The organism is Paenibacillus sp. FSL H7-0326, assembly GCF_001955535.1.
Taxonomy (GTDB): Bacteria; Bacillota; Bacilli; order Paenibacillales; family Paenibacillaceae; genus Paenibacillus; species Paenibacillus shunpengii.
In genome coordinates this window covers 62,375-76,592 of sequence record NZ_MPVN01000006.1, presented here as the reverse complement: position 1 = coordinate 76,592, position 14,218 = coordinate 62,375, and the positions used below count along the sequence as shown (strand labels likewise).

Annotated in this window: 16 protein-coding genes and 1 riboswitch; of the genes, 5 read left to right on the top strand and 11 right to left on the bottom strand. The window is 46.2% G+C overall.

Going from position 1 to position 14,218, the window contains the following annotated elements; translation table 11 throughout:
• Window positions 1-92: 92 nt before the first annotated feature.
• Window positions 93-320, top strand: coding sequence for a hypothetical protein (locus BK126_RS23970; protein WP_076315029.1), 228 nt, complete (start codon window positions 93-95; stop codon window positions 318-320).
• A 117-nt stretch (window positions 321-437) separates the two neighbouring features.
• Here BK126_RS23970 and BK126_RS23965 read toward each other — a convergent pair whose 3' ends face one another.
• The 3 genes from BK126_RS23965 to BK126_RS23950 all read right to left on the bottom strand — a co-directional run bounded on the left by BK126_RS23965 (window position 438) and on the right by BK126_RS23950 (window position 2,760).
• Window positions 438-824 carry a VOC family protein gene (locus BK126_RS23965; RefSeq protein ID WP_076315162.1) on the bottom strand — a complete coding sequence of 129 codons (387 nt, stop codon included), beginning with the start codon at window positions 822-824 and terminating at the stop codon, window positions 438-440.
• Window positions 825-980: 156 nt separating this feature from the next.
• Window positions 981-1,787, bottom strand: a complete 807-nt coding sequence (locus BK126_RS23960; RefSeq protein ID WP_076315028.1) for a hypothetical protein — start codon at window positions 1,785-1,787, stop codon at window positions 981-983.
• A 613-nt stretch (window positions 1,788-2,400) separates the two neighbouring features.
• Window positions 2,401-2,760, bottom strand: a complete 360-nt coding sequence (locus tag BK126_RS23950; protein ID WP_076315026.1) for a HesB/IscA family protein — start codon at window positions 2,758-2,760, stop codon at window positions 2,401-2,403.
• A gap of 349 nt (window positions 2,761-3,109) precedes the next feature.
• Here BK126_RS23950 and mqnE point away from each other — a divergent pair, with 349 nt between their 5' ends.
• Together mqnE and BK126_RS23940 are read left to right on the top strand one after the other, a co-directional pair.
• A complete protein-coding gene (mqnE, locus tag BK126_RS23945) occupies window positions 3,110-4,216 on the top strand; it encodes an aminofutalosine synthase MqnE (protein WP_076315025.1) in 1,107 nt (368 codons plus the stop codon).
• Window positions 4,217-4,446: 230 nt separating this feature from the next.
• Window positions 4,447-5,508, top strand: a complete 1,062-nt coding sequence (locus BK126_RS23940) for an NAD(P)/FAD-dependent oxidoreductase (RefSeq protein ID WP_076315024.1) — start codon at window positions 4,447-4,449, stop codon at window positions 5,506-5,508.
• A 20-nt stretch (window positions 5,509-5,528) separates the two neighbouring features.
• Here BK126_RS23940 and BK126_RS23935 read toward each other — a convergent pair whose 3' ends face one another.
• Complete coding sequence (locus tag BK126_RS23935) at window positions 5,529-5,780, bottom strand: YuzB family protein (protein ID WP_076315023.1); 252 nt, start codon at window positions 5,778-5,780, stop codon at window positions 5,529-5,531.
• 81 nt (window positions 5,781-5,861) lie between these two features.
• Here BK126_RS23935 and BK126_RS23930 point away from each other — a divergent pair, with 81 nt between their 5' ends.
• Window positions 5,862-6,110: a NifU family protein gene (locus tag BK126_RS23930; protein WP_047913558.1), complete on the top strand. Its 249-nt coding sequence runs from the start codon at window positions 5,862-5,864 to the stop codon at window positions 6,108-6,110.
• Window positions 6,111-6,208: 98 nt separating this feature from the next.
• Here BK126_RS23930 and BK126_RS23925 read toward each other — a convergent pair whose 3' ends face one another.
• The 7 genes from BK126_RS23925 to BK126_RS23895 all read right to left on the bottom strand — a co-directional run bounded on the left by BK126_RS23925 (window position 6,209) and on the right by BK126_RS23895 (window position 12,772).
• Window positions 6,209-6,979: an SDR family oxidoreductase gene (locus tag BK126_RS23925; protein WP_076315022.1), complete on the bottom strand. Its 771-nt coding sequence runs from the start codon at window positions 6,977-6,979 to the stop codon at window positions 6,209-6,211.
• A gap of 148 nt (window positions 6,980-7,127) precedes the next feature.
• Complete coding sequence (locus BK126_RS23920; RefSeq protein ID WP_076315021.1) at window positions 7,128-7,964, bottom strand: MetQ/NlpA family ABC transporter substrate-binding protein; 837 nt, start codon at window positions 7,962-7,964, stop codon at window positions 7,128-7,130.
• Window positions 7,965-8,096: 132 nt separating this feature from the next.
• Window positions 8,097-8,765, bottom strand: a complete 669-nt coding sequence (locus tag BK126_RS23915; protein WP_076315020.1) for a methionine ABC transporter permease — start codon at window positions 8,763-8,765, stop codon at window positions 8,097-8,099.
• The gene (locus BK126_RS23910; RefSeq protein WP_076315019.1) at window positions 8,762-9,778 is read right to left on the bottom strand and encodes a methionine ABC transporter ATP-binding protein; all 1,017 of its coding nucleotides are present in this window, start codon (window positions 9,776-9,778) and stop codon (window positions 8,762-8,764) included. The genes BK126_RS23915 and BK126_RS23910 overlap by 4 nt, the downstream gene beginning before the upstream one ends.
• Window positions 9,779-9,960: 182 nt before the next feature.
• Window positions 9,961-10,108: riboswitch (SAM riboswitch) on the bottom strand.
• A gap of 123 nt (window positions 10,109-10,231) precedes the next feature.
• On the bottom strand, window positions 10,232-10,975 hold the full coding sequence (locus tag BK126_RS23905) for a Cthe_2314 family HEPN domain-containing protein (protein WP_076315018.1): 744 nt from the start codon (window positions 10,973-10,975) through the stop codon (window positions 10,232-10,234).
• 263 nt (window positions 10,976-11,238) lie between these two features.
• Entirely contained in the window at window positions 11,239-12,183 is a 945-nt protein-coding gene (locus BK126_RS23900; RefSeq protein WP_379264268.1) for a COX15/CtaA family protein, read from the bottom strand.
• Between the two features lie 244 nt (window positions 12,184-12,427).
• Window positions 12,428-12,772, bottom strand: coding sequence for a thioredoxin family protein (locus BK126_RS23895; RefSeq protein ID WP_047913551.1), 345 nt, complete (start codon window positions 12,770-12,772; stop codon window positions 12,428-12,430).
• Window positions 12,773-12,845: 73 nt separating this feature from the next.
• Between BK126_RS23895 and BK126_RS23890 the strand changes: the two genes are divergently transcribed.
• Entirely contained in the window at window positions 12,846-14,195 is a 1,350-nt protein-coding gene (locus BK126_RS23890) for a DUF2515 family protein (protein ID WP_305954056.1), read from the top strand.
• The last annotated feature ends 23 nt before the right edge of the window (window positions 14,196-14,218 follow it).

The following is a 14,218-nucleotide window of genomic DNA, read 5'->3' as shown; positions in this document are numbered from 1 at the left end:
CTTTACAATAGAGAATAGAGTAGGGTAAAGTGTTTACGTCAGTGCTATTATACGTGAACGTAGTTGTCACCTTACGAAAGAAGGAGGATACGATGAATTCCAATAAATCCAGAACGCTGCAAAAAAACATCGAGTTTTTTACTGCGGCCTTATCTCAAACCGTCGTTTCCGTTTGGCAGGAGGATTCTGCTGGCGTCTATTGCGAAATTGCCCGTGGTCTTGTAGAAATGTTCTCCAATGATAAAGTGCGGTTAAGAAGTGAAGACGGAAGAGAGCATCATTATTCCCGTGACACGGTCATTTTCCAAACGGAAGTTTAATATACGAGGACGACTACGTATTCTTTAGAATTCAGTCCATTTTTAGATGGGCCGAATCCTAACGAATAAGCAGTAGTCGTTTTTTTATATCGCTCGAAGCAGGCTCAGTGCCGGCATTTACGACGAATACGGGGCTCCGAATTCAATAATATTGTGGTCGGGGTCCAGAATGAAAATTTGGGCAAACCCCGCAACACTCTCGGGTCTCGCTTCGTACGGGATGTGCTGAGACTCCAGCCATTCAATCGTGGCCTTATGACTCTTCACCCATATTGCAAAATGCCCATCTGTCGTGTCAATTCCACGCTCTCTCAGTGTATCTCCTTCAGGATGCTCCAATAAATGCAGCTGCTGATGCTCCCCGATCGCATACCATACTCCCGTGGAGTTAAAAGGGGGACGCTCCAGCCGCTTAAACTTCAGCTTTTCCGAATAAAAAGCATGAGCGCGCTCGATATCCCGAACCGCAAGACTGACATGGTGAATCCGTTCCATTTCAAGCATATTGTATACCTCACTCTTCATGATCTGGCTAAATAATGTCACCTGAGAATTCCATGTCTCTATGCTAACATATGTGCAGGTGAATTGTCATAAATGCCATTGAATACATGCGCGATAAAGTGAGATTTGTATAGAGGTATAGCGTTATTGCACCGGCTAATCTGCGCTGTGCTTATAATTGTCCCAGACCACTTGATCTGTACGCAGATCAATCAGTGCTGCATTTTTAACCAATGACGCCAGCCGAACTGCCTCCTTAAGATTAGGATAACGGTCAAAATACACTTCATTTACATAAAGAGCGACTCCTTCATTGCCCGCAATCGAAACCTCGCTGTCAACTGTGACGTCAGTGGATTCGGAGCCCGTATTGGAGCTTCCTGAACTGGGACCTCCATCACTCTTCCGCACATCCCCTTCTTCAACAACAGGAACAGAAGCGTCCGTCGTTATAAGGTTATCTTGCTCTCTGTTCTCTTGCTGCACCATACCCGGCTCAAGCTGCATGGCATCCATGCCAGCCTGCTGATCTTGATCTGCACGGGTCTGTGCATATTGCTCTCCCTCTATATCCGCAGCCAGTGAGCTCGAAATCATCACATTCTCTTCATAAATCGGACGATTTGAAATCTCGGCCAGTGATGAAGATTCCATATCAATAAAGCCAAGGAGCGTTTCCTTGTAAGCAGCCGTCATGATGCCCTTACTATCACCAGATGCCTGCTCGTACTGAAGGGTTAAATCTGTAGAATATTGCACTGTCCCCTCCTCGGCAAGCTGCTGAGCGTACGCGATCAGCTCCTCCTGCGATGGAGGAAGAGGCAGATCCTCCAGTGCATCTCGCGCTATTTTATCGGTAATCGGCTGTGTAATCAGGTCAGAGAAGACAGGCTCGGATACCTTCCTCACGACTATAACTAGAAGTGCAATCACGACAAGTAAAAATAACGTGTTCCTTATCATTTTATGTATCAGTATGATTTCCCCTTTATACCGTTCCCAAAGAACAATGGATATAAATTTTGTATCGGAAGTTCGGCATGAAATATGAAGTCATCCTCAAAACTCCATATGGAGGTCACATCCTTAAACGATTTGACCATAGGAATACAGGAGAGCAGCTCGGGTTCGTGTCACTTATCGTGGATGCCAAGAAACTAGTTACAATATTTTCAATACAATGATTCCTAATAGAAGCATTATAATGCTAATTCCAAAAAGTACAGTCCTTGCAAGCCACCAAGGAAGGATGCTAAAGAAGCCTATAATTAGCCCTGGAATTGAGGAAAAGATATCAAAAAACCACCCTGCTGAGGAATCGTTTGAGGAATAGTCTGTGCTCTTATGTAATTCTCTTGTTAAATTTAACCCAAAAAGGAAGGCCGATAAAGAAACCAGCCAAAAAACACCTGCAAAGAACCAACTCACACTGCCAAGCTCCCCTCTATGCTGACTTATCTGATTTTATAATTCATAATAAACGAAAAACCTTCTGAACTAAATAAGCATACTGCTTACATAGCTCAGAAGGTCCGTTTCATGGTTAGACACTATAAAGACACTTTAAATTCCCGTCTTAGCAAGGCTCTTCGTTCGGTTTACCCGCGTCCGTAGCTGTACGGAAGGAAGAACCACACCCACAAGTCGCAATCGCGTTCGGATTATGAATGGTGAACCCGCCCGTCATACCGGATTCTTCAAAGTCGATTTCAAGTCCGTCGAGGAAGCGAAGGCTGTCCTTCTCCACGACTACTTTCATATCTTGAATTGTCATATATACATCATCGTCTGTTTCGTTATCATCAAAACCCATCGCATAGGAGAACCCTGTGCAGCCTCCCGGTGTCACACCAAGACGGAGGAACATGTTCGGTGTTTCCTGCTGTTCAAGCATATCTTTCAGATGCTCTGCCGCTGTCTCGCTAATTGTAATCATAAGTCTTACCTCCTTCTTTCCTGATAACTAAATTATACTCCAGTGACTTTCGTACCTCAAGAGTTACCTATCCGCATTTCGGTATGCTTTTTATTAAGAATGCATTCTTTTTATTTCCAGATATTGAACCTAAGAAATGTGAGGTTTATAATAGGTAGGGTATTTGAGGCCAAACTGTCGATATTTTGTCACAGTGTATCCAGTTGCTGTCATAAATGTAGTTGTAACTTTTTTCACAACCATTCATTATTGAAGATTGATCTTGGGACTCCTACGGGTAAACCTATATGAGAGCATGAATTAATGGTCACAGCACAAACCAAAAAAGTACGGACTAGGAGGAATGCGCATGTCCACCCTTATTACACCACATACGGACTCGAAGATGGCTGCCATCATAGAGAAAGTTCAGAATGGTCAGCGTCTTACGCTTGAAGATGGTGTTTACTTGTATGAGAGCGACGATCTGCTAACGATCGGACAGCTTGCTAACGAAGTAAATCTTCGCAAGAACGGAAAGAAAGTTTATTTTATCGAAAATATGAGCCTTTATTTCACCAATGTGTGTGAGGCACGCTGTGCCTTCTGCAACTTCCGCAAAGATCAAGGCGAGGAAGGCTCTTACACGCTGTCCGGGCAAGAAATGATTGATTATGTGGAGCAGCACATTCATCCGGGAGTACGGGAATTCCATATCGTCGGCGGGCATAATCAGCATGTGCCTTTTCAATATTATGTCGATTCCCTTGCTGCTTTAAACGAGAAATATCCGAATGTAACACTGAAAGCCTATACTGCCGCTGAGATTGATTTCTTCACCCGCATCAGCGGTCTCAGTATCCAGGAAGTACTACAGGAGCTCATGAAGGCGGGACTCCAATCTCTTACCGGGGGCGGGGCAGAAATCCTCTCCGATGAATATCGTAGAAAAATGAAGGTGACCAAGGCAAATGTAGACCGTTATTTGGAGGTTCACCGCACAGCTCATCAACTCGGCATGAAGACACACACCACGATGCTGTATGGATCTGTGGAATCCTATGAAGACCGGATTAACCATATGCTCCAAATTCGCGAGCTGCAGGATGAGACGAAGGGGTTCCTCGTATTTATCCCGCTATCCATGCAGCCGAAGAGCAAGAACGCCGGCATCATGCGCCGTAATTCCGCTTATGAGGATCTGAAGACCATTGCGATCTCGAGACTCATGCTAGATAATTTTGACCACATCAAAGCCTACTTTATTAATATTGGTGCTCAGCTGACTCAGGTCTCCTTAAGCTTCGGGGCCTCTGACGTACATGGCACAATTGTCCGAGAACAGATCAGTCACGCAGCAGGTGCTCTGACTCCAGCGGGACTCACCCGCAAGGAGCTGATCTGGCTCATTAAAGGAGCAGGACGTGTTCCTGTTGAACGGGATACGTTCTATAACGAGATTGAAGTATTTGAATAAGATCGAATATGATCAGTCGACTCTCCCATTTACGTACTTCTTAATTATTAACGGATCAGTTCTCGAGCAGGGACTGATCCTTACTTATGCACGAACCAGCCCAAGCAATAACAACAAAGACGACGTTACCCATAATATTGGACTGTCGATTTTATATTCTTTAGTAATAACCAGACAACTGACAGCTTCTTTTTATGTGGGTGCACATCAGGAAAGGGAGTTTTTTCGCTATGAAGAATATTGTTGTACTTGGAGGCGGCTACGGCGGCCTCACTATTGTTAAACACTTAATTGAAGGTCCATTGCCAAAGGATGTCCATATCACGCTGGTCGACCGCATGCCTTTTCAGGGTCTGAAGACAGAATACTATGCACTAGCAGCCGGAACCGTGTCTGATTATGATCTTCGTGTACAGTACCCGGTTCACCATCAATTGGAATATCGATATGGTGAAGTGACGAGCATTGATCTGGATGCAAAATCCATCTCCATTCAAAATGAAGAAATGATTGAATATGATCAGCTCGTCATCGGCCTTGGCTGTACCGATCGATTCCATGGCACTCCAGGTGCTGAAGAGTATAGCTGCACAATACAAAGCTTCAAGAGCACTCGTGAAACTTATATGCGTCTAAGTGAGCTCAAGCCTTACGCCAATGTGCATATTGTGGGCGGCGGCTTAAGCGGAGTTGAGATGGCAGCGGAAATAAGAGAAAGCCGCGCTGATCTAAACGTAACCATACTCGATCGCGGCGAACGTGTTCTCTCTGCATTTCCACAGCGTTTGTCTGCTTACGTGGGTGAGTGGTTCAGTGAGCATCAAGTGGAGATCAAGAATCATATTTCTGTATCCCGTGTTGAGCCTGGCTCGATCTATAACCGGGATGAGGAAATTATGACAGATGCCATTGTGTGGACGGCAGGAATCCAGCCTGTACAATTGGTGCAGGATCTGCCTGTTGAGAAAGATCCAAGCGGTCGTGTGAAATTGAACGAGTACTACCAGATTCCAGAATACAAAGAAGTCTATGTTGTCGGAGACTGTGCGAGCCTGCCTTTTGCCCCAAGCGCCCAAGCAGCTGAAGTGCAAGGTGAGCAGATTGCGCATGTCATTTCTGCTCTTCTAAGAAACGAAGAGCCCAAAGTCGAGGCACTTCGCCTGAGAGGCACACTGGGTGCACTAGGCAAAAAAGCCGGATTTGGGCTCATGGGTAAGACCTCCATGATGGGGCGTGTTCCGCGTATTCTAAAGAGCGGTGTTCTCTGGATGTCGAAACGTCATCTTGGTTAGCTGAAACCAAGCGGGTTAACTCATATATCCAAGTCATCCCATGCGTCAGCTTCAGCGATTTTGGACAAAATGGCTTCATGCAGTTCTTTAGGGCTGGCTGCGGTGATAACTTCACCATTGACCAGTACAAAAGGGGTAATGCTGCATTGTCCGCAATTGCTGAGGCAGCCGTATTCGATGACATCATAGTCCATGTTCTCTTCAAGCTCTTCAAAGAGCTCATCCGTACCAAAATGCATATTGTTGGTACAAAATTCTATAATCGGTCTCATTTTATTCACCTGCTTTTGGTTTGACCATTTTATTTTGGCGTAATTTATACTATAATAAAGGGAAGGAAAGGAGTTGATAATATGAGCGAAAACGTACAAAGCAGCACCATGTATGATGAAGTCTCTGACGTGCTCGATAAACTTCGTCCGTTCCTGCAGCGCGATGGCGGTGACGTGGAATTGGTCGATGTCGAAGACGGTATTGTGAAACTGAAATTGATGGGTGCTTGCGGTAGTTGCCCAAGCTCCACCATCACACTAAAAGCAGGGATCGAACGCGCGCTAGTCGAAGAAGTCGAAGGCGTAGAAGAAGTTGTTCAAGTATTCTAGTATCCCATACCATCATATAAGAGAGTCCCGAAGCTTCTGTCATGTGCAGAAGCCGGGACTCTTTTTTTTGAGGCACTTCTGACTTCTCCCGCTCATTCTCATTCCTTAATGGTCGGTCTTATCGGATCGAGTCCACCGGAAATATCCATAATATTGCCGGTAATAAAGTCCGATTGCTCCAGACACAAGAAATGAATGACTCTTGCAACGTCTTCTCCGCTGCCAGGTCTGCCTCGAGGAGTCTCCTTATCAACGAGCCCGCTGACCGCTTCAATCGTCATTTCCTTATGATCTCCTCTAATATCCCCCGGACAGATCATATTCACTGTAATTCCATAGGGCGCTTCCTCGACGGCCAGTGTCTTCGTGAAGGAAACCAGTCCTACCTTGGCAGCCGCATACACCGCCCGCTGCGGCCAGGATCTTGCCTCTCCTGCGTGACTGAATCCAAAGTGAATGATACGTCCCCATTTCTTGCGCCGCATTGAAGGCAGCACCCGATGATCAAGGAGCATCGTACCGACCAAATTGCCCTGCATCAGCATCATGATCTCTTCTTGCTTATATTCAGCAAACAGCCTCCGCTCACGAATGAACGGTCCTGCATTGTTAATCAGTATGTCCACTTCTCCAAGTTCCTTCTCAACCGTGGTGACGAGTCGCTCTGTATCATCGGCTATACAGACATCCGCTTGTACCGCAATACAACGCACACCAAGCTCCATGATCTCTGCTTGAAGAGCTTCCGCTTCCTTCCTGCTATGCACATAATTTAATGCAATATCGAAGCCTTCCGCAGCCAGCCGAAGAGCTGTCATCTTGCCAAGGCCCTTCGCACTTCCCGTAATAAGGGCGACTTTATTGTCCAAATCCCTTCCTCCTTCTAACAAGAGCGGTTACCTATTTCAGTATAATATAGGGAAGGGCAGAATGAAAGGAACGGCATACGAAACAGTCCCGTCCGGCACTTTTTTAACATCAAAGTACCGAACGGGACTGTTTATCATCTTACTTTAATTAAAATGCAGGTACGATAGATCCAGCATAATTATCTTCAATGAACTGTTTAATCTCATCGGATTGAAGAGCATCATTCAGCTTCTGAATTGCCTCATTATCTTTGTTATCCTCGCGGGATACGAGCAGATTCGCATATGGAGAATCTGCATCTTCAAGGAAGAGTGCGTCTTCCAGCGGGTTTAGATCTGCTTCAAGCGCATAGTTAACGTTGATGACAGCAAGCTCTACTTCACCCAGCTGACGAGGAAGCATCGCTGCATCCATCTCAATAATTTCCAAGTTTTTTGGATTCTCTGCAATATCGCTGATCTTGGATTCAATGTTAGTGTTGTCTTTCAATTTAATGATACCGTTCTTGTCCAGAAGGATAAGGGCACGGCCGCCGTTGGTTGCATCGTTCGGAATCGCAATCTTTGCACCGTCCTGCAGCTCATCTGCAGAGGTAATCGTATTCGAGTAAGCACCAAGCGGCTCCACATGTACCGGATTGAGAGCCGCCAGCTTAAGACCACGTGTCTCTATTTCGTTATCCAGGTAAGGCTTGTGCTGGAAGAAGTTCGCATCGAGCTGGCCTTCATCTAGCTGTACGTTCGGCTGTACATAATCGTTGAAAGTAACAATTTCCAAGTTAACGCCTTGCTCTTCAAGAATTGGCTTGACTTGCTCCAGAATTTCAGCTTGTGGAACTGGTGTTGCACCGACCTTCAAGGTTACTGTTTCTTCTGTGCCTCCCGTGCCTTCACTTCCTGTTGTATCGGGAGCGGAATCATTGCCGCAAGCTGCCAGTACCAGAACCAGAGTTAGAGTTAATGCAGATAAGAACCATTTTTTCATTACAGATGACCCTCCTATATAATCTCGATATATGTGATAAAGGATGAACCATACAACGTCCATGCCCTAAATCCAAAGTAAGCTTAAGATTTCTCATTAAATACGCCTAAATAGGAACTTGCGATGAGTCTATTATCTCCGAGTAAAATGCTTCACCAAGCGATCCCCAATCATCTGCAGTGCTTGCACGAGCACAATCATGATAATAACAGCAATAATCATCACTTCATTCTCATAGCGGTAGTACCCGTAGTTGACGGCCAGAGAACCAAGGCCTCCACCACCGACCATCCCCGACATCGCTGTGTAGGATACGAGCGTAACAATGGTCATGGTCATCCCTGCAAGCAGACCCGGTAGAGATTCCGGCATCAGCACCTTCCAGATAATCTGACCCGTCGATGCGCCCATTGCCTGTGAGGCCTCAATGACACCGCGGTCGACTTCACGAAGCGCAGTCTCAACAAGTCTGGCAAAGAACGGCGCAGCCCCCACAACAAGCGGAGGAATCGTACCGAGAACACCGATCGCCGTCCCCACGATTTCTTTCGTAATCGGAATCATCGCCACAATCAGAATGATGAATGGAACGGACCGCAATATGTTGACAATTACAGACAGCACATTGTAAACAGCCCTGCTGATTCCGGATGTGGAACGGGAAGTCATGAACAAAATAATGCCCAGCGGAAGACCAATAAGAATGGAAAATAATCCGGATGCACCCAGCATCTTTAATGTATCTAAAGTGGCCTTCTGGAATTCATCCCAGTTGATGACGGAAAAATCAAGCCCCATCATACCACCACCTCCACTTCTAGTCCCTGTGATACTAGCTCATCTATCGTACTGCGAATCAGCTCAGGAGGACCTTCAAGTCTAACCGTAAGCTGTCCGTAAGGCACTTGCTTAATAGTTGAGATGGTTCCTTGCAGGATGGCAAAATCAATACCAAGCCTTCTAGCCGTCTGCGACAGAATCGAATCATACGTTTTGCTTCCGAGAAACGTAATTTTGACAGTTTGGGAATGTTCCAAATGCGTCGCCATAATGGCTTCACCGAGCAGGTCGCCCGAATCTGTTTCCCGTAGAATAAAGTCCTGGGTTACAGGATGCTGCGGCTTGAGGAACACTTCCGTCACCGGACCCTCTTCCACAATACCGCCCTGATGAATGACGGCGACACGATCACAGATCGACTGAATCACATGCATCTCATGTGTAATCAGTACAATGGTCAAATTAAAGCGTTTGTTGATATCCAGCAGCAGCTTAAGTATGGAATTCGTCGTCTGCGGGTCCAGTGCTGAGGTTGCCTCATCACATAGCAGCACTTCCGGGTCGCTTGCCAGCGCACGTGCGATGCCGACGCGCTGCTTCTGACCGCCTGAGAGCTGAGAAGGATACTTCTTACTATGCTCGGTCAGGCCAACCAGCTCTAGCAGTTCCTTCACTTTACGATCCACTTCCGCCTGATTGGTCTTCACGAGCCGTAGGGGAAACGCGATATTATCATATACAGTAGCTGAACTGAGCAGGTTGAAATGCTGAAAAATCATACCGATCTTGCGGCGCTTCGCCTGCAGCTGATGTTTACCAAGCCTGGTCATGTTTATACCGCCGACCCATACCTCACCGGCTGTCGGCCGCTCAAGCAAATTAATTAAACGAATCAGCGTGCTCTTCCCTGCGCCGGAATGACCGATGACGCCGAAGATTTCACCCTTTTGAATGGACAGATTAAGCCCGGATAAGGCCGTCGTGACCTGTTTCCCTTTGCCATAGTCCTTTTTAATATTTTTTAGTTCGATCAAATGAGGTACCTCCTTACTTACTGCAATCCGTTCTTCTCTATGTCAGAGCTTCTATTTCTTTACACTTGTTTTACCCGTATGCCTTGCTTTCTACCCGAATCCCTCGTGGAAGAATGTCCGATAAAAAGAAAAAGCCGCCTTTTTGCTAGACAAAAAGGGGCTTGTTATCATTAAGCGATTCCTTCTCATCTGCCAAGATCGTAAGAAGTAACCTCACGGTCTTGAAGGATTTAGCACCATGTCATTCGGGTACAGCAGTCTTACTGACTACAATACAGAATCGGTTGCCGGGCTTCATAGGGCCTGTCCCTCCGCCACTCTCGATAAGAACATATATGCGATTGTGTGTTTAATTCACTTATTCATTTCAGCAATTTCAGAAACTAAGTGAAAGTATAAAATACTTTACACTACTTGTCAAAGGAAAATATTACATTATTTTTATCGGATTTCTTATGATGAGGATTTGACAGAGCTTTTGGCCTTCGGTGTGCTCTTCTGCCAGTTGTTATTAATGTAATGAAATGCCGCCGTCACGCTCTTGGATACCAGCTCCAGTCCCAGCTCAAGATCCTGTGTAAAGGACCTCAGATCCTCCAGCTCAACCTTGCCATGAAGAGTCTGATGCTTCTGCCACAGATCATCCACCATCTCTACATTCATGTGATGGATTTCTGTATTTCTTCGTTTACGAAGCCGGTTCATCGAGTCCGAATATTGATCCTTGAGATCGTTCAGCTCCTGAACAAGCGGCATATGCTGCTTCGAATATTCAAATTGACGAAGAACCGTAAAGTACGAGAAATGCACCTTCACCTTGGAAGTATGAAGCTCATACCAGTCATCCAGCAGGTTACCAAGCTTATCGAGGATAGCAAACATGCGAATAAAGCCATCCTTGTAAAAATAAACATACCGTGCGTAATCCGCCTTCTCATCCGGTTCCATATCTTCTGTTGAGGAGGAGTGAACTTTAGCGGCAAAGAAAGAAGCGGCAAAAGTGCTCTGCTCCAGTTCATCAAGTGAGGTCATCAGGCCTCGGGTCCAAATATCGAGCTTGCGATAATCATGTGAAGGGTCGTTTCCTCGATCTATAGCCGCTCCAAGCAGCTGCAGTGTCTTCGCCATGGTATCCATGGCTTCTTTTAGTTCTCCGGTGTTAACCCGGGCGGGCTCTCCCAATAAAGTTCGAAGCATATGCGTGTCCTCCTGTGCATCTGTGCAGCTTATATTTCCCGAATTCTGCACCTCACAACCATAACTTGATCCTGAAGGATAAAATGATGGATTAGAGGTGAGTTCATGCAAGATATGTACCCCGTTATCAAGCATGTTGAAAACAAAAGCCTGCGGAGAACATCTCCGAAGGCTTAACAAGGGCGGGACATACGTCTAAGTTATGTATGCCGGGCAGCAGAACGCTGCCCGAAAAAAAACGGTTAGATTCCCTCTGGCTTCTGTTACAGCTTGTTACTGCCCGCGGGCTTGGCAAGTCTCCACACGACATAGCTCATATAGCACAGCATACCGAACAAGACGGCAATGATCGTCATATGTGCCAGTACGACAAACATATAGACTTCAGGACGATTCATCGTCAGCATTAGTCCAACACCAGAGAGCACTTGAAGTATAATTAGACCGATCGCTGACAGCCCAAGCACCTGCATTTCCCGATTATTCTTGTGGTGCCGGTAAGCATAGTGACTGAGTACAGCAACGACAGCTACCAGCAGAAATGCAGCTGCCCGGTGCATAAAGGCTATGCCGACTCCGCCAGACAACTGAGGCACAACCTCTCCATTACATAGAGGGAAGCCGGAGCAGCCGCCTGCAGAGCTCGTATGACTTACAAAAGCACCCGTATAGACAACCACGTAGGAATAAATCGCGGTAATCCATACCAGATTACGGAAGCCCTTACTGACGCGCGGCAGTCTGTCAAACCGTTCAAGACCTCCAAACTTCTCTTCCTGTCTGGCCCCAAGCGTTGTCATCAGTGCACTCGCAAGCGAGATAAACGCAAACCCAAGGTGCAGTGCCATCACGGGTGGAGATTGGGAGAAGACAACAGCGAGTGCTCCCATTGCTCCTTGGATAATGACAAATATTAACGTCAATAACGCAAATATCTGTAAATCACGGCGTTTCTTGCTGTACAGCCAGAATAGTACAAAGGTCGCAACCGCAAGCAGCCCAGCTGTGGAACTTACTATGCGATGGGAATACTCAATAAGTGAAGCAAGTGTATGCGCCGGTACAAATTTACCATGACACAGCGGCCACTCATTGCCGCAGCCGAGACCGGACTCGGTCCGGGTAACGACTCCGCCGCCAAAGGTGGCAAAGAACATGAATATGGTCGTCACGAAACTGACCCATTTTAACAATTTGATATGTTTCAACTTCATTCACCTGCTGTTATAAAATATGGTGAAGCTATCCATCAGCTCTTTTTCAATTATACCGGATAAAAGAATCCGCAGCATAAACCGATTGTGACAAAATGTTAACGCATAAAATCTATTTCATAACACGCTGAGCTGCCAAATCAATCACAAATCATTGCACTCATCTCAGTATATCCATCATTACACAGCAAAACACCGCTCCCTTCGAAAGAAGGAGAACGGTGTTTTTTTGAGTTTCTTATTTATGAATGGACTTGTACACTTCAACCGCACGATCCAGGAAGGTCTCAATCTCCTCGCGTGATTTACGGTTTTTATTGACGAAACGAATCAGTTCCCGGCCATCCGTGTAAGCAACAAAGCTCGGAATGCCCAGAATATTCTGCTCCTGACTAACCTCCTCCACTTTATCCACATCAACCTGAATAAGCGATAAGGAATCGGCATATTTCTCCTCTACCTCTGGCATAAATGGATTGATATAGGTGCAGTCACCGCACCAATCCGCCTTAAATACAGCAACGACCAGGTTGGAGGATTGTATAGATACGTCAAATTCAGCTTTGGAATTCATTAATTTCATGTGTACCATCCTTTCTGCTATTTACCTTTATCTAACCTTAGTGAAGCAAACAATAGAGTGGAAGTCAAATTTTGTGTGCATACTAGTAAACATCGTAAGTAAGCATCGTGAGACGATTCAACGAAAGGGAGATATGATGATGGACCATCCAGATTACCAAGCGCAGGCCAAGCCTTCTATTTGGCAGCTGATTACAACGATTCCGGTCACGATCAAGGAAATGATCACTGGGAAGAGATCAGCCTGGGAAGCCTCCAAAAAACTGCGTCATCCACTTCTCTCCCTGACGTGGCAGACGTCTTCTGCCGTACAGATACAGCAACAGCTTGAGCATATGATGGCAAGTGTGAGAACGTCTGGTGTTCAGACAGCCTCCCTTCGGAGCAGCCAGCTTGACCCTTACAGTGTAGAGGAGCTGGAGCTCGTTCAGGAGATCAAAGAGCTGACGAAATATCACAACCGGAGCAATGTCTCAAGAACAGCAGCTTACCTCGCCTGCTACAAGTCTTATCCGGAGCTGCACTGGGCACTTCTCGCTCACTTCGTATCCCGGAACGGTGGATACAATATGACAGATCTACACAGCGGATTGCTGAAGACCATCCTGAATGACCAAGAAAAAGAAAGGGTATACCTGCTGCTTGAACGGTGCAACGCACTTATTTTTCAAGACGCTTACCCACAGCTGCTGCTATATATGAAAAGTAAGGAAAAGGGCCGGAGCTACTTTCATTTGCTATCGGAGTTTCACATTTCCTCCTTCATGGTTCCCTTCTGGGAGCATTTCTGGCTGAATAGGGACAGTGCACTGCTGACGGTTGGACTCATCATTAATGAACAGAATTATATTGAGTATCGCGTCATACGCAATTCGTTCTACCAGCACCATGTGACTTCTACTCTGTCCTTTCGTTCACATGAAATTGCGGGGCTGAACCATATTGTCATCCCGCTCGGTATCAATGAGGAGCTCGTTGGCTTGACCTTGTCGAATTTCAGTAAGGTGCATGAGCGGATTGCTTTTGGCAAGAATCTGTATGCGCTGCTATTTGGACACGAGCAGGTGCTGGATCGGGCTGCTGCTTATGCATATGCCGTCCCTCATGAAGGCTCAAGAAGTGAATACTGGCCTAAGTTTTTCACAGATCAAAAAGAGCTCTCTACACACGAGGCTCTCGTATCTCCTATGCTGAGCCGTAATGAAGCGCTCCCGTCAGGGAACAAGCTGTACAGCCCAAAACTATTAAACGTTTGGCAGGACTTACCGTATGAGAAAATATCACGGGAAGACTGGCTGACTCAAACCGATAGTCTTGGTCATCTGACCGTTCCAAGACGACCCAAGCTGTTCGAGATCAGCCATGAGCATAGGAACAGTCTATCCAAGCTGGCCATGATGCATGACCTGGATCGATTGATATAGATAGCAAAAGGCATCGCTTCATG